General features: G+C 59.6%; 19 protein-coding genes. 6 read left to right on the forward strand and 13 right to left on the reverse strand.

The features are described from left to right. The first annotated feature begins 38 nt into the window (after nucleotides 1-38). Nucleotides 39-929 (forward strand): tyrosine recombinase XerC, encoded by an 891-nt coding sequence (xerC, locus tag B1722_RS02640; RefSeq protein WP_086791191.1) that lies wholly within the window; start codon nucleotides 39-41, stop codon nucleotides 927-929. On the opposite strand, the gene B1722_RS02645 is transcribed toward xerC, so the two are convergent. The 6 genes from B1722_RS02645 to B1722_RS02670 all read right to left on the reverse strand — a co-directional run bounded on the left by B1722_RS02645 (nucleotide 930) and on the right by B1722_RS02670 (nucleotide 8994). Continuing rightward, a complete protein-coding gene (locus B1722_RS02645) occupies nucleotides 930-1988 on the reverse strand; it encodes an ABC transporter ATP-binding protein (RefSeq protein ID WP_086791193.1) in 1059 nt (352 codons plus the stop codon). After that, nucleotides 1985-3580: an iron ABC transporter permease gene (locus B1722_RS02650; protein WP_086791195.1), complete on the reverse strand. Its 1596-nt coding sequence runs from the start codon at nucleotides 3578-3580 to the stop codon at nucleotides 1985-1987. The genes B1722_RS02645 and B1722_RS02650 overlap by 4 nt, the downstream gene beginning before the upstream one ends. 3 nt (nucleotides 3581-3583) lie before the next feature. Next, nucleotides 3584-4597 carry an iron ABC transporter substrate-binding protein gene (locus B1722_RS02655; RefSeq protein ID WP_086791197.1) on the reverse strand — a complete coding sequence of 338 codons (1014 nt, stop codon included), beginning with the start codon at nucleotides 4595-4597 and terminating at the stop codon, nucleotides 3584-3586. A gap of 186 nt (nucleotides 4598-4783) precedes the next feature. Beyond that, on the reverse strand, nucleotides 4784-6301 hold the full coding sequence (locus B1722_RS02660; RefSeq protein WP_086791198.1) for a glycosyltransferase family 39 protein: 1518 nt from the start codon (nucleotides 6299-6301) through the stop codon (nucleotides 4784-4786). Beyond that, nucleotides 6298-8019 carry a lipid IV(A) 4-amino-4-deoxy-L-arabinosyltransferase gene (arnT, locus tag B1722_RS02665; protein WP_041063823.1) on the reverse strand — a complete coding sequence of 574 codons (1722 nt, stop codon included), beginning with the start codon at nucleotides 8017-8019 and terminating at the stop codon, nucleotides 6298-6300. Before arnT ends, B1722_RS02660 begins: the two co-directional genes overlap by 4 nt. A 294-nt stretch (nucleotides 8020-8313) precedes the next feature. After that, nucleotides 8314-8994: a histidine phosphatase family protein gene (locus tag B1722_RS02670; RefSeq protein ID WP_086791200.1), complete on the reverse strand. Its 681-nt coding sequence runs from the start codon at nucleotides 8992-8994 to the stop codon at nucleotides 8314-8316. 314 nt (nucleotides 8995-9308) lie between these two features. Here B1722_RS02670 and B1722_RS02675 point away from each other — a divergent pair, with 314 nt between their 5' ends. Then, complete coding sequence (locus B1722_RS02675) at nucleotides 9309-10616, forward strand: HAMP domain-containing sensor histidine kinase (RefSeq protein WP_086791202.1); 1308 nt, start codon at nucleotides 9309-9311, stop codon at nucleotides 10614-10616. Here B1722_RS02675 and B1722_RS02680 read toward each other — a convergent pair. From B1722_RS02680 to B1722_RS02705, 5 genes are all read right to left on the reverse strand, one after another. Then, nucleotides 10577-11125 (reverse strand): membrane integrity-associated transporter subunit PqiC, encoded by a 549-nt coding sequence (locus B1722_RS02680; RefSeq protein WP_086791204.1) that lies wholly within the window; start codon nucleotides 11123-11125, stop codon nucleotides 10577-10579. The genes B1722_RS02675 and B1722_RS02680 overlap by 40 nt on opposite strands. A 16-nt stretch (nucleotides 11126-11141) precedes the next feature. After that, on the reverse strand, nucleotides 11142-12797 hold the full coding sequence (locus tag B1722_RS02685; RefSeq protein WP_086791206.1) for an intermembrane transport protein PqiB: 1656 nt from the start codon (nucleotides 12795-12797) through the stop codon (nucleotides 11142-11144). 191 nt (nucleotides 12798-12988) lie between these two features. After that, nucleotides 12989-14290 (reverse strand): FAD-binding oxidoreductase, encoded by a 1302-nt coding sequence (locus tag B1722_RS02690; protein WP_086791208.1) that lies wholly within the window; start codon nucleotides 14288-14290, stop codon nucleotides 12989-12991. After that, a complete protein-coding gene (locus tag B1722_RS02695) occupies nucleotides 14287-15375 on the reverse strand; it encodes a polyamine ABC transporter substrate-binding protein (protein ID WP_041063835.1) in 1089 nt (362 codons plus the stop codon). Before B1722_RS02695 ends, B1722_RS02690 begins: the two co-directional genes overlap by 4 nt. A 156-nt stretch (nucleotides 15376-15531) precedes the next feature. Then, on the reverse strand, nucleotides 15532-16890 hold the full coding sequence (locus B1722_RS02705) for a glutamine synthetase family protein (protein ID WP_041063837.1): 1359 nt from the start codon (nucleotides 16888-16890) through the stop codon (nucleotides 15532-15534). Nucleotides 16891-17051: 161 nt separating this feature from the next. Here B1722_RS02705 and B1722_RS02710 point away from each other — a divergent pair, with 161 nt between their 5' ends. The 3 genes from B1722_RS02710 (at nucleotide 17052) to B1722_RS02720 (ending at nucleotide 19559) form a co-directional block, all read left to right on the forward strand. Beyond that, on the forward strand, nucleotides 17052-17948 hold the full coding sequence (locus B1722_RS02710) for a helix-turn-helix domain-containing protein (protein WP_086791212.1): 897 nt from the start codon (nucleotides 17052-17054) through the stop codon (nucleotides 17946-17948). A gap of 143 nt (nucleotides 17949-18091) precedes the next feature. Continuing rightward, complete coding sequence (locus B1722_RS02715; protein ID WP_086791214.1) at nucleotides 18092-18607, forward strand: cupin domain-containing protein; 516 nt, start codon at nucleotides 18092-18094, stop codon at nucleotides 18605-18607. 292 nt (nucleotides 18608-18899) lie between these two features. After that, on the forward strand, nucleotides 18900-19559 hold the full coding sequence (locus B1722_RS02720; protein ID WP_041063919.1) for a carbonic anhydrase: 660 nt from the start codon (nucleotides 18900-18902) through the stop codon (nucleotides 19557-19559). Nucleotides 19560-19631: 72 nt separating this feature from the next. On the opposite strand, the gene B1722_RS02725 is transcribed toward B1722_RS02720, so the two are convergent. Continuing rightward, nucleotides 19632-20345 carry an SDR family NAD(P)-dependent oxidoreductase gene (locus B1722_RS02725; protein ID WP_041063921.1) on the reverse strand — a complete coding sequence of 238 codons (714 nt, stop codon included), beginning with the start codon at nucleotides 20343-20345 and terminating at the stop codon, nucleotides 19632-19634. Between the two features lie 46 nt (nucleotides 20346-20391). Beyond that, on the reverse strand, nucleotides 20392-20604 hold the full coding sequence (locus tag B1722_RS02730) for a 4-oxalocrotonate tautomerase family protein (RefSeq protein WP_041063923.1): 213 nt from the start codon (nucleotides 20602-20604) through the stop codon (nucleotides 20392-20394). A gap of 201 nt (nucleotides 20605-20805) precedes the next feature. On the opposite strand from B1722_RS02730, the gene B1722_RS02735 reads away from it, so the two are divergent. Beyond that, nucleotides 20806-21729 carry a LysR family transcriptional regulator gene (locus B1722_RS02735; protein ID WP_041064637.1) on the forward strand — a complete coding sequence of 308 codons (924 nt, stop codon included), beginning with the start codon at nucleotides 20806-20808 and terminating at the stop codon, nucleotides 21727-21729. Nucleotides 21730-21817 lie beyond the last annotated feature (88 nt).

The following is a 21817-nucleotide window of genomic DNA, read 5'->3' on the forward strand; positions in this document are numbered from 1 at the left end:
TAGTTGCTGCAACCCCCGACGCTCCAAAAACCAACCCGATGAGCCTGTACCTCGCGCGTTTGGCGCCCTCCAGCCAATTGACCATGCGTTACGTGCTGCAAGATGCGGCCGATCGCCTGGGCTTTGAAGACATGAATGTCGAAGAGATTCCCTGGCATGCCTTGCAACCAGAAGATGTTGTTGCACTGGTTGCTGCATTACGCGCAGACAACTACGCACCGAACACTTCTTCGTTGTATGTGAATGCGGTGCGCGGCGTCATGAACGAGGCCTGGCGCATGAGCCTGATCAGCCAGGAACATCTTTTGAAGATGCGCTCGGTCAAGGGCATTGCCGGCACACGGTTGTCCCAGGGGCGCAATCTCAAGCGCACGTTGATTCACGAATTGATGGAAGTCTGCGCTGCCGACCCGCGCCCGCAGGGCCTGCGCGATGCGGCAATCATCGCGTTGCTGTACGGCACCGGTATGCGCAAGTCGGAATCGGTGGACCTGGACCTGAATCAGGTCGACTTCACAGAGCGCAGCCTGTGCGTCACCGCCAAGGGCAACAAGCAGTTGATCAAGTACGCCCCGGCGTGGGCATTCAGCAAGCTCGATGCGTGGCTCGAACTGCGCCGTTCGCAGCTCAAGGAAGGTGAGAGCGACGATGCCTTTCTGTTCAACCGCATTCGCCGTGGCAGCCACATCACCCGCGAGCGCATTACCAAGCATGCGATCTACTACATTGCCCGCCAACGGGGTATGCAGGTCGGGGTGAAGATCATGCCCCACGATTTCCGTCGCTCGTTCATCACTCGGGTGATCGAGGAGCACGACCTGTCGATTGCGCAGAAACTGGCGCATCACAGCAACATCCAGACCACCGCCAACTACGATGTGCGCGATGACAACGAGCGGCGGCGGGCGGTGGATCGCTTCGATCTCTGATCAGTTCAGGCCAAACACATGCGCCGCACCGAGCACCGACAGCTGCACCGCGCTGCCGGCGGGCGGTGCGTGCATGCCGGTGCTGCGCACCAGAATCGAACGGGCCGGATCCTGAGTCGCGGATGAACTCAGTTCAACCGTCAAAGTGCAGGTGTTGCCGGCAAAATCACGGTCGGTGACCCGCGCGTGGCAGCCGTAACTGTCAGAGGCCACCTCGGCGATCTGCAGTTGTTCGGGGCGCAGCATGATTTGCGCGGCGCCACTGAAACCGTTGCTGTTCACTGCCACCGGACCCAGGTCGCAATGCGCCCAACCCGCCTCGATCTGCGCGGGCAGGACCACCGCTTCGCCGAGAAAGTGCGCGGTCTGTTCATCCTCCGGATAGCGGTAGAGATCCATCGGATGCCCGGACTGCACCAGCCGGCCACTGCGCATCACGGCCAATTGATCGGCAAACGACAACGCCTCGCTCTGATCGTGAGTCACCAGAATGGTGGTGACGCCGGCGTCTTCGAGCAGGCGCGCGACCATTTTGCGCATGGCACTGCGCAAGCCGGTGTCGAGGGCGGAGAACGGCTCATCCAGCAGCATCAGTCGTGGTTGTTGCGCCAGAGCGCGGGCCAGCGAGACCCGCTGTTGCTGGCCGCCCGACAGCTCATGCGGCCAACGGTGGGCCATGTTGGCGTCGAGCGCCACGCTGTCCATCAACTCGAGGATGCGCTGGGTGCGGGCCGCACCGGTCAGGGCCAGACCGAAGCCGATGTTCGCCGCCACCGTCATGTGCGGGAACAACGCACCGTCCTGCGGCACGTAGCCGATCTGCCGTTGATAGGCCGGCACCGCGTGGCTGCGATCGACCAGCGTCTGGCCGTTGAGCGTAATGCTGCCGCTGTCGGGGAATTCGAACCCGGCGATCATCCGCAACAGCGTGGTTTTGCCGGAACCGGAGGGGCCGACGATCACCGTGCGGCTGCCGGTCGGCACGTTGAGGCTGACGTCGTCGAGCGCCTTCTGCGCGCCGAAGGTTTTACTGAGGTTGTGCAGTTCGAGAGCGTTCATCGGCCAGCGGTACGCCTGGATTGGTGATAGAGAATGGCCGTCAGCGGCAGTGAAAGCAGGATCATCAAAAACGCGTAAGGCGCTGCGGCGGCGTAATCGATTTCGCTGGTCATCGCCCAGAAACCGGTAGCGAGGGTGCGCGTGCCGTTGGGCGCGAGCAGCAGGGTTGCGGTCAGCTCATTGGTGATTGCCAGGAACACCAGCGCCGCACCTGCCGCCGCGCCGGGAGCCGCCAGGCGCACAGTGATCAGCCACAATGCGCGCAACGGCGAGCGGCCAAGGCTTTGTGCGATGTTTTCCAGCTCGACCGGGGCTTGCGCGAAACCGGCGCGCAGACTGACCAGCGCCCGCGGCAGGAACATCAGCAGATAGGCCAAGAGCACCGTGATGGTGGTCTGGTAGATCGGCCGGGCGAAATGAATGGTCACGGTGACCAGCGCCAAAGCAACGACAATGCCGGGCAGTGAACTGGTGATGTAGTTGCAGCCTTCCAGCAAGCGCTGGAGCTTGCCCGGAGAGCGGATCGACAGCCACGCAATGGGAATCGCCGCGACACTGGTCAACAATGCGCCGGCCACGCCATACGACAGGGTTTGCAGCAAGGCTGGCAACAGCTCGTCGCCTTGCCAGACCTGCGCACCACCGGCCACCAGCCAGCGGCCCAGCGTGAGCAACGGCACACCAAGTGCCAACAAGCACGTCAGCGTTTGCAGCAGCAGCGCCAAGGTTGTCGCGCCACGCCCCAGTTGCACACTGCGCTGATCCCGGGCGCTGCCGGAACCGACCCGCGCATAACGCGCCTGGCCACGAGCAGCGGATTCCGCCGTGAGCATCGCCAGACAGCACAGCGCCAGAACCCCGGCGAGCATGTTGGCGGCCGGGCCGTTGAAGGTCGATTTGAACTGATCGAAGATCGCCGTGGTGAACGTGTCGAAACGGATCATCGCGTACAGGCCGTATTCGGCCAGCAAATGTAGACCGACCAACAACGCGCCACCGCAGATTGCCAGGCGCAATTGCGGCAACACCACCCGGAAAAACACCGCCCACGGCTTCAGCCCGAGGGACTGAGCGACATCTTCAATCGCCGGATCGAGACGGCGCAAGGTCGCGGCAATCGGCAAATACAGAAACGGGAAATAGGCGATCACCGACACCAGCACGCCGGCCGGCAGACCGTGGATCGACGGAATCAAACTGACCCACGCATAACTGTGGACGAACGCCGGCACGGCCAGTGGCGCAACCGCCAGCAGCGACCACAGACGCCGGCCGGGCAGATTGCTGCGTTCGGTCAGCCAGGCCAGGGTTGTCCCGAGCACAATGCACAGCGGCAAGGTGATCAGCACCAGCAGCACGGTGTTGATCAGCAACTCGCCGACCCGCGGGCGAAACACCAGGGCTTCGAGGGTCGCCCAACCGGTGTACCACGCCACGCCGATCACGAAGGCAATCGGCAGCAGTGACAGCAACGACACCAGCACCGCCGAGCTCACCACCCACGAACTGCCGCGCCCGGCCAGCGTGCGGGGCGGGTGGAGGAGACTGGCGGGGGCCGTCGCAACGGCCGGTGCAGGCAAGGTTTCGGGCATCACTTAGAGCAACCCGGCCTGGGTCATCAGCTCGACGGCTTTTTTGCTGTCGAGGGTCGACGCATCGACTTTCGGCGCATCGAGGGTTTTCAGCGGGGTCAGCTTCGGATTGGACGGCGCGTCTTTACCCACGGCGTATTCGAAGGAGGTGCCGGTTTCGAGCACTTCCTGACCTTCCTTGCTGGTGATGTATTTGACGAACTTCTGCGCTTCATCCTGATGCTTGCTCGATGCCAGCACGCCGGCGCCGGAGGTGCTGACGAACGCGCCCGGATCCTGATGTTTGAAGTAGTACAACTGGGTGTTTTTGCTGTTCTCGCCGGTCTTGGATTGATCGACGAAGCTGTAATAGTGGTAAATCACGCCGCTGTCGATCTGCCCGGCGTTCACCGCTTTCAGTACCGCACTGTTGCCGCGATAGATCGTGGCGTTGGTCTTCATGCCCTTGAGCCATTCCAGCGTGGCGGCTTCGCCTTTCTGTTGCAGCACAGCGGCGACGATCGCCTGGAAGTCCGCGCCAGCCGGGGAGGCGGCCCATCGGCCTTTCCAGGCTGGGGTGGCGAGGTCGAGCAGGGATTTGGGCAGGTCTTTTTCAGTCAGCTTGTTCGGGTTGTAGACGAACACGGTGGAACGGGCAGCGATGCCGACCCAATTGCCGTGGGCCGGACGGTAGGCAGCGTCGACTTGTTCAAGGGTCGCGGGCGCCAGCGGCGTAAACAATTTGGCGTTGTCCACCAGCACCATCGCCGGGGAGTTCTCGGTGAGGAATACGTCTGCCGGCGAGGCGGCGCCTTCCTGCACGAGCTGGTTGCCCATCTCGGTGTCATCGCCGTTGCGAATGGTCACCGGGATTCCGGTTTCCTCGGTGAAACCGGCCACCCAGGCCTTGGTCAGCGTTTCATGCTGCGCGTTGTAAACCACCAGACCCACCGAGTCGGCGGCAACAGCATGCCCGGTGCCGAGCAACGCGGTGGCCAGCAATGCGCGCTTGAAGAAGGATGGAAAGCGTGGATTCATTCGGGCAGCTCCTGTTTTCAGACGTTATGAGCAAACCCTCGCAGGAAACAATGCGAACGATTTGCAAGTGTCGAGTCGCGGCAATGTAGGGTGGCAAATGAGAAAAAAACGTCAAAGAAGCCGTTAATAGTTGTCATTGCCATTCAAATTTACCGCGACTCTCTACTTTTGTCTTAACGTCATCGCTCAGGAGTGGGGGATGTAAGCCACGCTCTGGTCTTCCCGCCCGTGAAAGACCTGCTCGCCACGGGTGGGCGTGGTGGTAATGACCTGATGGTCAGCCTTCAATGCATCGAGCGGCACGGCGTCACCGGAACGGTATTGCGCCACGAAAATTGTGCGTTGCGGGTCCCACCGTTCTCCGCTGGTGCGTTCCAGCCAGGCGATCAGCGTTGCTGTGTCGCCATTGTGCGGAAAGTCCTGGATCGTTTCCGGCACGTAGTAGAACGGTGCACCACCGGTTTGCAGGTACATCGGCACTTTGTTGTCGACCTCGACCATGACCATGCGCCATTGATTCAACGGTGCCTGCTGACTGGCCTGCTCGCGAACCTGTTCGCCGAAGCGGATGACACCGCCGCCGCTGTTGGTCCACGGGTAAAGCACACCCAATATCGCGGCAAGCAACACGGTGGTGACAGCGAAACCGATCTTCAGCCCGCGGCCTTCGCTGTGGCGAGCGGCCATGCGCCGGGTCACCCACCAGGCACCCAGCAGTTGCGCGAGGGGCACCAGCGGCAAGACGTAATAGCTGCGGCGGCTGCCACTGGCGGTGAAGAACAGCATCAGCAACGCGAGCCCTTGAATCAGCCAGCGGGTATCCGGTTCGATGTGCTTCCAGTTGCGCGCGGCCACCCACAAGGCGATCAACCAGCACGGCGCCCAGGGCAGGGTGTAGACCGGCAGGTAGATCAAGTAGGTGTAAATCGGCCCGAACTGATCGAACGGCTGGAAAAACCGCACAACGTTTTCACGCAGTACCAGCCCCAGGCCGCTTTGTTCGTAGTTGGGCGCGCCGTAGAAGTGCGAGAGCACGAACGGCGTCATGTAAAACGCCCCGGCGATCACTATCGCCGCGAACAGTCGCAGGTTCAGGTGACGTTTCCAGCGGTGCTCACTGAGCAGGTGTGGCAGCAGCACCAGCCCCGGCAGGATGAAACCGATCAGGCCCTTGAACAGCGAGGTCAGCGACAGCAGGCCGAAGAACACTACGTAGCGCCAGAAGCGGGTGTCATCCGGGCCGCGCCAGTACCACCAGACGGCCGCCAGTACACCGCAAACGGTGAGGATGTCGGCAGTGGCGACTCGGGCCCAGAACACGAAGTAGAACGTGGTCGCCAGCATCCATCCGGCAATCAGCCCGGTGCCTTTGCGAAACAGTTGCTCGCCGATGAGGTACACCAGCCACACGCTGAACCACGCGGAAATCACCGATGACAGGCGCAACGACCAAGGCCCCAGTCCACCCGTGAACCAGGCGGTGGCGGTGATCAGCCAGTACGACAGCAGCGGTTTGTCGTAATAAGGACTGCCTTTGAGATAGGGATCGAAATAGTCGCCGCTCTGCAGCATCTGCAAGGCGATATTGGCCCAGCGGGTTTCCGCCCCCCACAGCTCGCGACTGCCCAGACCGAGCAATAACAGCAGGGCAGTCGCGGCCAGCAGAAGCAGCAACTGCCTGCGTTCAGTCCTGGTCTGGGTCATGGCTGGCTCTGGCTGAAAATGAGGATTTCGATTTGCCCACGGCGGTAGTGCTTGCCGTCTATTGGCAGCAGCTCGAGTTGTTGTTCGTCGGAGGTGCTGTTGACGCGCATCACCACACCCACCGAGCCTTTTTTGCGCGCTTCGGTCATCCACTCGCCTACACCGTCGAGGCTGACCTTGCGTGACGCCATGGCCGGGTCATCGAGGCCGTACTTGAGCTCGCCAACGGTGTTGAACAGGTCGACTTGCGGGCGACGCAAGCGCCATGACAACGCAGAAGCCGCCCCCAGGTCGTTACTCAGCAACGAGCGGGTCTGGCTGAGTTCCTGCTGGTGTTCGGCAATGAACTGATCCGGCATCTTGCTGTTGACGATGGTCGCCGGCATGGCGGCAGGCAGCAGTGCGACGAGCAAGCCGATGCCCAGCGCCGGCATCGCCCACAGCGTCAGTGGGCGCACGGTTTGCAGCGCGCCGGCAATGAGCCAGCCGAGCAACACGATATATCCCAGCGACAGGCTGAACATTTCGGTGTGTTCGTAAATTTCACGGGTCGCTTGCAGGTAGATCAGTGCAACCAGCGCAGCAATGGCCAGCACCACGTTGACCACACCGTTGATGCGCAAGACGCGCCCGTTCTGGTCAGCTATCCAGTTCATTACCGTGTAGCCCATCAACAGGGCCAACGGCAGCATGCACGGCATGATGTAGGTCGGCAGTTTGCCGCTGCTCGCGCTGAAAAATGCCAGCGGCAGCAGGAACCACAAGGCGAGGAAGGCGATTTTCGGATCGCGTTTTTCGCGCCAGGTGCGCAGCAGCGTCGAAGGCAACAGCAGGGCCCATGGCAAGGTAGAAGCAAACAGCAACGGCAGGTAGAACCACCATGGCCGTGCGTGCTGTGCATCTTCGCCGGCGGCAAAACGCCGGATGTGTTCGTGCCAGAAGAAGAATCGCCAGAAATCCGGTTCACGGTAATGCACGGCCAGTGCCCATGGCACGCTGACCAGCGCGGCCACCGCAACGGCGACCAGGCCATAACGCACCAACTCGCCAAAGCGTCGCTGCCAGATCATGTAGGGCAGGGCAATCAGCACCGGCAGCATCAGAGCGAGGAAACCTTTGGTCATCAGACCCATGCCACAAGCGAATCCCAACAATGCCCAGCCGCCCAGACGCGCGCGCGGGGTATTGCTGTCGATGGCAAACCAGATCGCCACCAGGCTGAGGTTGACCCACAAGGTGAATTGCGGATCGAGGTTGGCATAGCCAGCCTGCCCTGCGATCAGGCCGAAGCTCATATAAAGGAGGGCACAAGCGGCACTGATGCGCGGGTTGTTCCACAGGCGACGGGCCAGCAGATAGGCCAGCCAGACGCTCACGCCCGTGCTGAGCGCCGAGGCGATGCGTACGCCAAACAGGTTTTCACCGAAAATGGCTTGGCCGATGGCAATCATCCAGTAGCCGGCAATCGGTTTTTCGAAATAGCGAATGCCCATGAAGTGCGGCGCCACCCAGTTGCCGCTCTGCAGCATTTCCTGGCTGATCTGCCCATAGCGGGTTTCATCGGGAATCCACAGGCCGTGGGTCATCAGCGGCAGCAGATAAAACATCACGAATGCCAGCACCAGCCCGGGTATCGCAAAGCGTTCGATCAGAGTGCTCTGGTGGAGGCGCGGCAAATTCAACGCTGCATGGTGCAACGGTTTGTTCTCAGACGTCATGACTGGACCTTGGTGCAGTACAAAGTGTGCGTTTCAGTGTTGCGCCTGGCGATATCCGTTGCAGGCGCGGCACTGGGTTGAATGAATGCAGAGGCGAGCACGCCCGAAGGGCGTGTCCTGTATTCAGAGAACGGGTCTGCTTCCAGCGTTAAGTTCTCCTCGAAAAGACAAGCTTTAAAATGAAATATTTCCAGTTTTTCAAAGTGAAAAAAATTTCTTATTACAATTTCATAAGCACCAATAGCCTGTGCCAGAGCATTGCCCGAGTGTTTTTTACTTGATCAAGTCGGAAGATTACTTGGCTAATCGTTGCCAGCCTTCAGGGTTCATGATGCCGATTACTTCAAGTTTGCCTTGCGCATCTATTCGAGCTAAAACCGTGCTGCCATATTCGGCGGCGACCGCGCGTGGGTAACCGGTTTGCCGTTCGAAATCGGCGATGCAGCCGCTGTGGGTCACCAGGATCATGTTCTGTCCTGCGGTCTTGTGCGCCACCACCTCATTGCGCATCGTTGGGCCACAGGTTTCCAGCCATTCCGCGGCCACGGCGTCGCGACCGAACATGTAGTGAGCCGTTTGTGCAGTGCGCGTCAGCGGGCTGGTGAACACCTGAGTCTGCTGCATTCCCAGTTGCGTAAAGGCCCGGCCCACGGTGGCTGCAGAGGCACTGCCCAGCTGAGTGATACCGTCTGCCGGCCCCAGGCAAACATTGCTCGAGCGGTCACAACGCTCGGCATGGCGGACCAGCGCGACGACCTCGCCAGCCTGCCAGGCTTTGACCCACTCCTGGGTGGCAGATGCGCTGACATAGCGCAGGTTGGCCGGTGAACGCTGCAGCCAGACAAAGCCACAAATCAGACTGATCACCAGCACGCCGACTACGATGGCTGCCCAGGCACGCGGACGCGAGAGGTACGACCTCTTGGGTGCTGATTGTACTTGTGCTAATTCAACCACGACGTTGCCCCTTGTCATTCCCGAGTTCCATTCAGTTCACACGCAAAGTGCAACGTAAGCTCCAGGAGGTTAGTTACTTTACGGTGGTCTGCTTGAATGGCTGCTGAACACTACGTTCAGAGTCGTGGCGGAGCAGTGAAGAACATGTGAAAAATTTGCGAGGCAAGAGCAGGTATTAACGGAAACGCCTATTTGATAACTAAACTCAAATAAGCGTTTTGTTATTTTAAGTACTTAACAAGAGCGCCGGGCAAGGCGAAGCTGCGAGCTTTGGGCAATGGCGTCGCGCGGGCCCTTGCCGCCTTACCTCAGCACTGGAGTCGTTGAACCGGATGGACCTCAAGCAAAGCCTCGCCAATCGGATTGTGATTGTGTTCGCCTTGATGAGCGCGGTGGTGGCCGGTGTCTTCGCAATGGGCATTGTGGCTACCGTGCATGTCGTGGAGCACAAGTTGACCATGACCGCCCTCAGCGGTGGCTTGCGCCGGTTGTTGGCGATGGACGACATCAACCAGTGGCGCCACGAGCCGGAAAAAAGCGAACTGTTTTTTTTCGAGAACGGCCCCGGGCCCATGGCGCTGACACCGCAACTGGCGGAACTGCCCGTGGGGTTTCAAGAGATCACGTTCAACGGCGACGACTTCTATGCGATGGTCGAGGCGGTCGGCGGCCGTAAATATGTGCTGTTGCGCAATCAGGAAAGCTTCGAACAACGTGAACACCTGCTGTTCGTGGTGGTGATAGTCGGGTTCATCCTCAGCGTCATGCTGGCGGTCGCGCTCGGCAGGCTGCTGGCGCGGCAAGTCATGGCGCCGGTGATTCGCCTGGCGGGGCAGGTGCGTCATCGTGACCAGTTGATCGCACTGGCACCGGCGCTGCATCCGGATTACGCCGATGACGAGGTTGGGGCGCTGGCGCTGTCTTTCGACCAGACACTCGGCCGGTTACGCGAAACCCTGAACCGGGAAAAGCTTTTCACCAGTGACGTGAGCCATGAACTGCGCACACCGCTGATGATTCTGGCCAGTTCCTGCGAGCTGTTGCTGGCCAACCCTTCGCTGGATGCGCGCTCCACCCAACAAGTCAAACGCATCGCCCGGGCCAGCGCAGAAATGCGCCAACTGGTTGAGACCTTCTTGATGCTGGCGCGCAAGCCGGAGGAGCTCGGCACCGAATCCACTTGCACACTCAAATCTATCGCCGACGCCCAGGTAGAAATCTGGGGGCGATTGATTGGCGAAAAGGGTCTGGAGTTTATCTACGAGCCGCAACTGGCGGGCAGCGCGCGTTATGACCTGACGTTCTTGCAGTCGGTCATGGGCAATCTGCTGCGCAATGCCTGGCATTACACCGATCAGGGCTTTGTCCGGTTGACCCTGCTCGAAGACAGCTTTGTGGTCGAGGACAGCGGCATCGGTATTCCGGAAGAAAAACGTCACGCGATGTTCCAGCCGTTCGTGCGCGGTGACGAACAGCGCGGTGAAGGCCTTGGGCTGGGGTTGTCGCTGGTGCAGCGGATCTGCAGCCATCAACGCTGGCAGGTTCAGTTGGTCACTCGCGAGCCTAATGGCTGCCGTTTCACGGTCACGCTGTCGGCGGCTCAGGAGGCTGACGGGCAGCGAGCGTTGCCCGCTGCCTGATTGATCAGGGCTGCCAGGCGTTTGACGTTGTTCTGTTGCGCGGCCACCAGTTCGTCGATGCTCGGGCCGGAGGGTGTTTGCAAGGTTGAATGGCAGGTCAGCAGAGCGTTGTCCGCCGCACCGCTCGGGCGCAGGCGCCATTTGACGTCGATCAGCCCATAGTGTCCGGGGATCGAGTCGAAACGCTGCACATCGATACGCACCGAAACATTGCCACGACTGCCGGTATTGCTCAGTTGATCGCTCAAGGCACTGCGCAACTCATCCGCCAGACTCGCTCCCCACCATTGGGTTTCCAGAATCGCCAGGCCATTGTTGCCCTGACGGATGACGATTTGCGGGCGGTCGACTTGCGGCGGCACGCTGATCCCCTCGATCGGAATCTGCGCGCCGGCCCGGGACGCCGACAGCTCCACCAGCGTCAGGGTGTGAAAGTTGATCGGCTCGCTGCGGCAGGCGCCAAGGAGCATGAACGCAGCGAGCACGGTGATCTTCAGCGGTACAGCCATGGGATAGCTCCTGGGCTCAATTGCGTGGCGGTCCTTTCAGATCCAGCGGCGCTGCGTTGTCGGGACGACCGCGAATCAGCGATTCCGGATGGCGACCGAGATAGTCCGACAGCTCACGCAGCGAACGCGACATGCGCCCGAGTTCGTCGAGGGTCTCGGTGAGTTTCTCGCGCTGCGGTGAATCCTCGGCCAGGGTCGAACTGGCGGACTGCAAGGTCTTGCTGACGTCGGCCAATGTGGTTTGCACGCCCGGCAGGGTTTTCGCATTGAACTGTTGCAGGCCTTTGCGCAGCTCGACGAGGTTGCTGTCGAGGTTGCCGGCAATCCGCTCGACCGGCAGTTTGTTGAGCTTGTCGACCACCGCTTCGAGTTTTTCCTGCAATTGTTCGAGGCTGCCGGGCACGGTGGGCAAGGCGACCGGTCGGGCCGTTGCGTCGAATGCAACTTTCTCGGCTTTCGGGAAGAAATCCAGCGCGATATACAACTGCCCGGTCAGCAGGTTGCCACTGCGGGCCTGAGCGCGCAGACCGTTGTCGACGAACGTGCCGAGCAGACGAATGCCGGCCGCTTCGTCGTTGGGATCGTGCTTGAATTCGGTCAGCATCTTTTTGTAAGCCTGGCCGAGGCGCTGCGGGTAAATGACGATCCCGACGTTAAGCGGGAAAGTGCGTTTTTTCGCGTCGAAGTCGAGGTTGATTCCAACGACCCGGCCAATCTCCATGCCGAGAAACTCGACGGGCGCATCGACCTTGAGCCCGCGCAACGACTGCTCGAAACGCAACACCATGTATTGCGCCTTGCCGTTGGGCGGGGCGAGGGCGGTCTGCTGATCGGCGAACAGTTCGAAATCCTTGTCTTCGCTGGCGGCCACATCGTTGGGGCTGTAATCCGGCGCGCGGAAGGCAATGCCGCCAACCAGCATGGTGGACAGCGATTCGGTCTTCACCGCGAAGCCATTGGCGCCGACATTGATGTCGATGCCGCTGGCGTTCCAGAAGCGCGTGTTTTCGGTAACGAACGCGTCGTTCGGTGCGTGAATGAACACTTCGATGTCCACGCCTTTGCCCTCGGGATTGAGGGTGTAGGTCACGACCTGGCCCACCGGAATCTTGCGGTAGTAAACCGGGGAACCGATATCCAGCGAGCCGAGATCCGAGGCATGCAGCATGAAGCGCTTGCCCGGTTCGCCGTAAGTGATCGGCGGCGGATTTTCCAGCCCCTTGAAGTGCTTGGCGCGGTTGTTGGCCTGGCCGATGTCGGCGCCGATATAGTCGCCGGAAAGCAAGGTATCGATGCCCGAAACGCCGCCGGCACCGATGCGTGGGCGCACAACCCAGAACTCCGAGTCTTCGCGGGTGAAGGTTTCGGCCTGTTTGGCCAGTTTGATTGTGGCGTCGACGCTCTTCTGATCGCCGCTCAATTCGACATCCGTCACCTGACCGATCACCACACTGCGGTATTTGACCTCGGTCTTGTTGGCAACCAGGCCGCTGCCAGTCTTGAAGTTGACGACGATGGTCGGGCCTTCCTGCAGCAGGTTGTGCACCACCAGCGATATGCCGACCAGCACCGCGACGACCGGGACGATCCACACCAGGGAGATGCTGAAACGCCGGGTCTTGATCGGCGCGTGGCCCGGTGCTCGTGGTTCATCGGCGGCTGACGACTTCATCCATGTCCTCCTCGGTTTTGTGGATGCTGAGCGTCAGGAACGCAAAAGCACTTCATCAATATAGAAGTGCTTGGCGATAGAGCAAATTCACGGGCTGATGCGGATTTGTGCAGGCGCTGCCGCAGGCTACGATCTCTTGATTTTAAAGATCAAAAGATCGCAGCCTTCGGCAGCTTCTGCAGGGGCGAGCGTTAGCCGAGGATTTCGCGCAGGCGATACCAGAACATGCCCAGTGCCAGCAGCGGTGAGCGCAAGGCCGGGCCGCCGGGGAAGGTCATGTGCGGTACCGCGCTGAACACGTCCATGCCCTGACTGTGGCCGGCGTGAATGGCCTCGCCCAGCAGCTTGGCGCACCAATGCGTGACATTCAGACCGTGACCGGAATAACCCTGAGCGTAGAACACGTTCGGCTGTTGCTTGAGCCGCCCGACCTGCGGAAAACGGTTGGCGGTAATGCCAATCTTGCCGCCCCATTGATAGTCGATGCGCACGTCCGCCAGTTGCGGGAAGACCTTGAGCATTTTCGGGCGCATGTAGGCGGCAATGTCCGCCGGATCGCGACCGGAATAGTGACAGGCGCCGCCAAACAGCAGGCGTCGGTCCGCCGAGAGCCGGTAATAGTCGAGGCCGACTTTCTGGTCGCACAACGCGAGGTTGTGCGGGATCAATTGCGCGGCACGTTCCTCGGACAGCGGCTCGGTGGCGATGATGTAACTGCCGGCGGGCAGGACCTTCCCGCTGAGTTGCTGCTCGAGTTCATCCAGATGCGCGTTGCAACCGAGCACCAGACTGCCGGCGCGGACGCTGCCGGTGGCGCAGCGCACTTCAACCGTTTCGCCGTGGATGATCTGCTGGACCGGGCTCTGCTCGAAAATGCGTACACCGAGGGACGCCGCCAGACGCGCTTCGCCCTGCACCAGATCCAGCGGGTGCAGATGGCCGGAGCCCATGTCGATCAGACCACCGGCGTAGCCGTCGGCGTTGACCACTTGCTGACGGATTTGCTCGGGGCCGACCAGCTTGGTTTCATGGCGGTAGCCGAGTTCGTCGAGGCTGACTTGTTCGTCCTTGAACGCCGCGAACTGCGCCGGGGTGTTGGCCAGTTCGCAGAAGCCCCAACGCAGGTCACACTCGATGGCATGCTCGGTGATGCGCTGGCGCACCAGTTCCACGGAGTCGATACCGGCGCGTTGCAGATAACGCACGCCGTCGTTGCCGACGTAACGGGCAAAGCCTTCGACCTCGTGACCAATGCCACGAATCAACTGGCCGCCGTTGCGTCCGCTGGCGCCCCAGCCGATGCGCCGGGCTTCGATCAACACCACCGACAGCCCGCGCTGCGCCAGTTCAATCGCGGTGTTGACCCCGGTGAAGCCGCCGCCGATCACGCAGACATCGGCGGTGAGGTCACCGTCGAGTGCCGGCCAGGGCGTACTGGCCCGGGCCGAAGCCGCGTAATAGGAGCGGGCGTGTTCTTGCGTGTACTGATTCATTTGTTCGACTTCACTTTGCTCCAGGACCGGGTCATCAGACGCATGATCGACTGGGGCGGGGTAGAGGAGATGTAGAGCTTGTCCAGCACTGCCTGGGACGGGTACACCTCGGGATTGTTCACCAGCGCCTGGTCCATGTACTGCTTGGCGGCCGGGTTCGGGTTGGCGTAACCGACCGAAGCGCTGACCTTGGCAATCACTTGCGGATCAAGCAGGTAGTTGATGAAGGCGTGGGCTTCCTTGGTGTTGCTGGCGTCGGCCGGGATCGCCAGCAAGTCGAACCACAGGTTGGCGCCTTCTTTCGGAATCGCATAGGCGATGTTCACCCCATTCTTGGCTTCCTTGGCGCGGTTGGCCGCCTGGAACACGTCGCCGGAGTAACCGAAGGCTACGCAGATGTCGCCATTGGCCAGATCGGAAACGTATTTCGAGGAATGGAAGTAAGTGATGTACGGGCGGATGCTCAGCAGTTTGGCTTCGGCTTTTTTGTAGTCTTCCGGGTTCTCGCTGCGTGGGTCCATGCCCATGTAGTTGAGGATCGCCGGGAACACTTCGTCCGCCGAGTCCATCATCGACACGCCACATTGGGTGAGCTTCTTCAGGTTCTCCGGCTCGAACAGCACGGCCCAGGAATCGATGTGATCAATGCCAAGCACTGCCTTGACCTTGTCGACGTTGTAGCCGATGCCGTTGGTGCCCCACAGGTACGGTACCGAGTGCTGGTTGCCCGGGTCGTTCTTTTCGAGCAATTCGAGCAATTTCGGGTCGAGATTTTTCCAGTTCGGTAGCTGCTCGCGATCCAGTTTGAGGAACGCGCCGGCTTTTACCTGACGGGCGAGAAAGTGGTTGGACGGCACCACCACGTCGTAGCCGGTGCGACCGGCGAGGAGTTTGCCTTCCAGGGTTTCGTTTGAGTCGAACACGTCGTAGATCACCTTGATCCCGGTCTTGGCCTGGAAGTCGGCGAGGGTGGTTTCACCGATGTAGTCGGTCCAGTTGTAGACGCTGACCTGGGGCTGGGCCAGGGCTGCGGTGCTGCACAACAGCGCCAGTGCGGCGGGAACCATGGATTTCAATAGACGCATATCGACACCTCTTGGAGTTATTGGAGTTTTTCGGGTGAGCACGGCCCCTTGTGGGAGCTGGCTTGCCAGCGATAGCGGTGGGACAGTCGATAATGATGTCGACTGTGCCGACGTAATCGCTGGCAAGCCAGCTCCCACAGGGTTTGTGGGTGTTGCTCAGACGCTCAGTAGCAGGAACTCGCGCTCCCAGGAGCTGATTACGCGCTTGAAGTTTTCATGCTCGGCGCGTTTGACCGCGACGTAGCCGCGCACAAACTTGTTGCCAAGGTATCGGGCAACGGTGTCGCACTCTTCCATTTGCGTCAGCGCGTCTTCGATGGTGATCGGCAGGCGCAGGTTGCGGCGTTCGTAGGCGCGGCCTTCGACGGCGGCACTCGGTTCGATGCCTTCGACCATGCCGATGTAGCCACACAGCAGGCTCGCGGCAATCGCCAGATACGGGTTGGCGTCGGCGCCCGGCAAACGGTTCTCCACGCGCATGGCTTCCGGCCCGGAGGTTGGTACACGCAAACCGACAGTGCGGTTTTCTTCGCCCCACTCGACGTTGACCGGTGCCGAGGTGTCCGGCAGGAAGCGGCGGAACGAGTTCACGTTGGGCGCAAACATCGGCAGTACTTTAGGAATGTACTTTTGCAGGCCGCCGATGTGATGGCGGAACAAGTCGCTCATCTTGCCGTCGGCATCAGCGAAAATCGGCTTGCCCGTGGCGATTTCCACCACGCTCTGGTGCAGGTGCATGGCACTGCCAGGTTCGTCGCCAATCGGTTTGGCCATGAACGTCGCGGTGACGTTGTGCTTGAGCGCCGCTTCGCGCAGGGTGCGTTTGAACACGGTGATCTGATCGGCCAGATCCAGGGCGTCGCCGTGACGGAAGTTGATTTCCATCTGCGCCGGGCCGTCTTCGTGGATCAGCGTGTCCAAATCCAGACCTTGCAGCTCGCACCAGTCGTAGACGTCTTCGAACAATGGATCGAACTCGTTGGCGGCGTCGATGGAGAACGACTGCCGACCGCTTTCGGCACGGCCCGAACGCCCCAGTGGTGCCTTGAGTGGCAGGTCCGGATCTTCGCAGCGCTGGGTCAGGTAGAACTCCATTTCCGGTGCAACGATCGGCTTCCAGCCCTTGTCGGTGTACAGCTGCAGGACTTTTTTCAGCACGTTGCGCGGCGACAGTTCGATTGGATTGCCGAACTTGTCGAAGGTGTCGTGGATGACGATGGCGGTCGGCTCGATGGCCCATGGAATCACATACACGGCATCGCTCACCGGTTTGCAGACCATGTCGATGTCGGCCGGGTCGAGCAGGTCGTAGTAGATGTCGTCGTCGACAAAATCCCCGGTTACCGTTTGCAGCAGCACACTTTCCGGCAGGCGCATGCCTCGCTCATGCAGGAACTTGTTGGTCGGTGCGATCTTGCCGCGGGCAATGCCGGTCAGGTCGCTGACCACACATTCAACTTCGGTAATCTTGTGATCTTTCAGCCATGTGAACAGCTGATCGAAAGGGGCATTCATAAAGACCTCGTTATTGGTTTTATAGACGCCGGGGAGGGCGGGTTTCATCTTCCGCCCCTTCCCCTGTGGCGCGTTGACGACTATCTTGGGCGTGCCTTGTAGTTCCATCTATCCACTTTAAGCAGCACCAAAGCGCACCAAAAGAGTGCGCAAGGTCTCCCATGACAACGTGTAATCCGCTTCAGGTTCAGGCGTTCAATACCGCTGATGTCACCGAACAAATCCGCGCTACGCCGGGTTGGGTTCAGCATTACCAGCAGATGTCGCCCGGGCATTTCGCCGGGCAGATTCGCTATCTGGATCTGGAAGGTGTGCAGGTCTACGAAGAACAGATGAACACCCGCGTCGAGCAGGCATTCAGTGCGCCATCGGGTGCGTTAGCGTTCTGTTTTGATCGCAGTGACAACGCGCTTTACCTGCTTAACGAAGACAGCCGCAACATTTGGATCACCCCGGAGAACTACCAGGAAATTGCCGTGGTGTTCGGCCCGCAATTCGTCCGGGAACACGGTCTGGATGTGGCGAAACTCGAGGGACTGTTCATGGCGCCGCTTAACTGCGGGCAGAACGCCTTGTTCAGTCGCTGGTTAAGCTCAACGCTCACGAAGTTGTCGCAAGCTGTTGATCCGTTTGATAAAAACTCATTGACTCAGCAACTGCTCGAAGACTGTCTGTTCATTCTCGACAACGCTCACACCCGTCTTGATCGAGGCGGTTTGCAGCGTCGTACTGAAGAGCGGACGATCATGAAGCGAGTAGGGGAATGGGCAGCGGATTCGCCGGAAGAGACTGTCAACCTGCTTGAGCTTTCGAAGGTGGCAGGGGTGCCGTTGCGTCAATTCCAGCAGGCGTTCAAGGCTTACACCGGTATGACCCCGAGCCACTGGCTGCGCCTGCGCCGGCTTAACAGTGCACACCGCGAATTACTCAATCGTCGGCCCACGGAAACCACCGTGGCCGAAGTGGCGATGAACTGGTCGTTTTGGCATCTGGGGCGGTTTTCCAACAGTTATCGGGCGCTGTTCAAAGAGCTGCCGAGCGAGACGCTGAAGCGCTAGCGATTGTCCCTGACGTGGGCATGCGTTACATCGTTGAATTGGAGGCAATTGTCTTCGATATTCGTCGAAATACTGTTAACTCCACTAAATAGCCGTTTAGTAGAGCTATCAGCCTATCTGCCTTTCAATCAATGGAGCAGGCCATGAATCGAGGGAAAACAGAGATCGTGGACGTGATTGCTGCACTGGATCTGCAGCCTCATGTTGAAGGCGGCTATTTTCGCAGGACTTTTCAAACAGATCATCGTGCCATGCTGCAAACCACCCGTGGCCCACGTTACTTGGTGACTTCGATCTATTACTTGCTGACTGAAGATTCGCCGGTGGGCCAGTTTCATTTCAACCAATCGGACATCCTGCATTTCTACCATTTGGGCGATCCCATCGAGTACAGCATGATCGCAGGTGACGGTTCGCTTCAAACATTGGTGATGGGTAGCGATATTCTGGCGGGACAGCTTTTGCAAATGCACGTGCCTGGTGGCATCTGGAAAGCATCGCGACTGCTTGAGGGTGAATATGGATTTGGTTTGATCAGCGAAACCGTGTCGCCGGGATTTGATTTCGCGGATATGGAGATGGGTGACAGACGCAGACTGACTGCGCAATTTCCACAGCACCGGATACTGATAGAAAAGCTGACGCGGGATGCTGATTGATGCTCACAAATTTCAGGCCATACCGAGGTTTTGGAAAATGCGGCTTCAGGTGAGCCTCTGGATTGAATGTGGCGTGCAACCGGGCTGATTCGGAAACATCTTGTTACGTGTAATGTATATTATGTTAAATAGCGTATTACGTTACGTCCCTCCTGCACCAATGCCTGTAGATTGCAGACATCAAGTCAAGTACAGCTAACACGCGCAACGTTTGCGATAATACCGGCCACCGCGGCGCGACAGCACATCGAGTGCTTGTGCCCCCATCTGTTAATCGGGTTTGGAGAACTTCATGCGTGACATCATTGACGGCTTTCTGCGCTTTCAGCGCGAGGTTTATCCGCAGCGTGTCGAGCTGTTCAAGCAGCTCGCGACGGCACAAAATCCCAAGGCGCTGTTTGTCACCTGCTCGGACAGTCGTGTTGTGCCGGAACTCCTTACGCAGCGTGAACCGGGCGAACTGTTCGTGATTCGTAACGCCGGCAATATTGTGCCATCTTACGGCCCCGAGCCCGGCGGCGTTTCGGCCACCGTCGAATATGCGGTCGCGGTGCTGGGCGTCCAGGACATAGTGATCTGCGGCCATTCGGACTGCGGCGCGATGGGCGCGATTTCGCGCTGCACTTGTCTGGACCACCTGCCAGCGGTTGCTAACTGGCTCCGTCACGCGGACGCCGCGAAAGCGATTAACGCGGCGCATGAGTTCGATACGCCCGGCGCCAAGCTCGATGGCCTTGTGCGTGAAAACGTGATCGCGCAACTGGCGAATCTGCGTACGCATCCATCAGTGGCCCTCGCGCTCGAGCAAGGGCGGCTGAATCTGCACGGCTGGGTTTACGACATCGAAGCCGGATGCATCGATGCACTTGATGGCGCGACACGGCAATTCGTCCCACTTGCAGATTCGCCGACCACCGTCGCGATCGCTGCTCGCAACGCCCCTCAAATGTGATGGGAGAAGCCGCCAATGGCGGCTTCTTGCTTCAGATTGCCGGTCGCCTGGTTAGCCAGGCCGCCGTTTCCATCAGTGGCCGGCGCTTTGACCACCATCGACGTGCAGGATTTCGCCCGTGACGAAGTGGGCGCTGTCCAGATACAACACCGCTGCGACAATGTCTTGCACTTCGCCCATGTGGCCGACCGGATGCAGGCGGCCCAGTGCGGCGTGGCTTTCCTCGCCATGCATTGGGGTCTTGATGATGCCCGGCGAGACCGCGTTAACGCGGATGCCGCGCTTGGCGTACTCGATCGCCAGGGATTTGGTCGCGGCGTTCATCCCACCTTTGGTCAGCGACGCCAGCACCGATGGCACGCCCTCGATGGCGTGATCGACCAGCGATGTGGTGATGCTGACCACGTGACCGCCCTCGCCTTGCTTCTCCATCTGGGCAATCGCCTGCTGCGACATATGGAAGAAGCTGCCCATGTTGGTGGCCACGGTATTTACATACTCTTCGCGGGTATAGGCCGTGAACGGCTTGGCGAGGAAGATCCCGGCGTTGTTCACCAACGTGTCGATGCGGCCAAAACGCGCTACACCTTCGCGAATGATTTTCTCGGACGTCGCCGGATCGGCAATGTCACCGGCGACGGTCAGGATGTCCGGATCCGATGACGGCTGTATGGAGCGCGAAGTCGCCACCACTTGATAACCGAGTTTACGAAAACCTTCGACGATGCCCGCGCCCAGACCCTGGGATGCGCCAGTGACCACAACGACTTTTTTTGAATGGCTCATGATAATGCCTCGATAGTTTAAAAAAGCGGTTTCAGGTGCCTCAGCATTACCTGGGCTCCACCAGCGACTGGCAGTACTCGGTCGTGGATATTCCTGCGTAGCCCCAGTTATCGGTATCGACTTCCTCGATCACGATGTGCGTCAGGTGCGGGTCTTTGTTGAGCACCGTCTGCATGGTCTGGGTGATCTCGGCGATCACCTGTGCTTTTTGTTCTTTGGTAACGCCGTCACGGGTGATACGAACGTTGATGAAAGGCACGGAAAAGTCTCCAGTTCGCGTCTCATCGGCATGATGAGACCGCAAGTGGAATGAACTCTAAAAGCTGGCCTTGAATGAATAAATGCGCGCTCGGTTACTTCATTTATGACGCCATGTAATGAATAAAAGCCGCGGTCCTCGCCACTGCGTCATCGACCTCGGTATGCTTTGGGCACTTCGCGAATACTCGGTGTGATGAATATGAAGCGTCATTTTGATGACCTGCAGCTAGGAAGCATCGAGCTATTTTGCCTGGCCTCGGAAACGGGCAGTTTCACAGCAGCCGCGCAGGTAGCCGGTGTGACGCCTGCAGCAGTAAGCCGCACGATTTTGCGTCTTGAGGAGCGTTTGGGATCACGTCTCTTCGTCAGAACCACACGCAGCATCCGGATGACTGAACCCGGCCGGGTGTTCTATGAACAATGCCGACAGGCCCTGACGCAACTGGTGGAAGCACAGCAAGAAGTCATGGGCGCTCAATCGACGCCTTCAGGGCGGCTGCGCATCAGTCTTCCGACCACGTATGGGCATCACCGGATCCTGCCGCTTCTGCCGAAGTTTCGGGCGCTTTATCCAGACGTCAGCGTGGATATCCATTTGGGTAACCGAAATATCGACTTTGTGGCGGAAGGCTACGATCTGGCGATTCGGGTCCGAGCTCAACCGGACTCGACCCTGATCGCCCGCTTGCTGGAGGACGCACAACTGGTCGTGGTCGCGACACCTGAATACCTGACCAGAGCCGGCACGCCAACGACACTGGATGACCTTGTCACTCACGAGTGCATTCAATTTGAACTGCCCAGCAGCGGTCGTCGCATCTCATGGCTGTTCGAGGTCGATGGCAAACATCGGGAGGTTTTCACAGAGGGCCGCTATTGCTGCTCGGACGATGTGCTGGGCGGCGTTACTCTGGCCAAACACAGTGCTGGTCTGTTCCAGACTTACCGATTCATTGTCGAGAACGAATTGGCCGATGGGCGCCTCGTCGAGGTACTCCAGCCCTACAATGGGCGCTCCCGGCCTTACACCCTGCTCTACCCTCATGGCCGCTACGTTCCTCAGCGGGTCCGGGCATTCGTCGATTTTCTGCTGCAGCATCGAACCGATTGGGCGGCCACCTGAAATGACGCAAAACACGCCGGCAAGCGAATCAACAGCTCCACGGCACGCGCGGTGATGTTTGGCTTTTAATCAGCACTTCTGTGCAGGA

Origin of the sequence: Pseudomonas sp. SCPG-7, from assembly GCF_002156405.1 — a bacterium.
Taxonomy (GTDB): domain Bacteria; phylum Pseudomonadota; class Gammaproteobacteria; order Pseudomonadales; family Pseudomonadaceae; genus Aquipseudomonas; species Aquipseudomonas parakoreensis.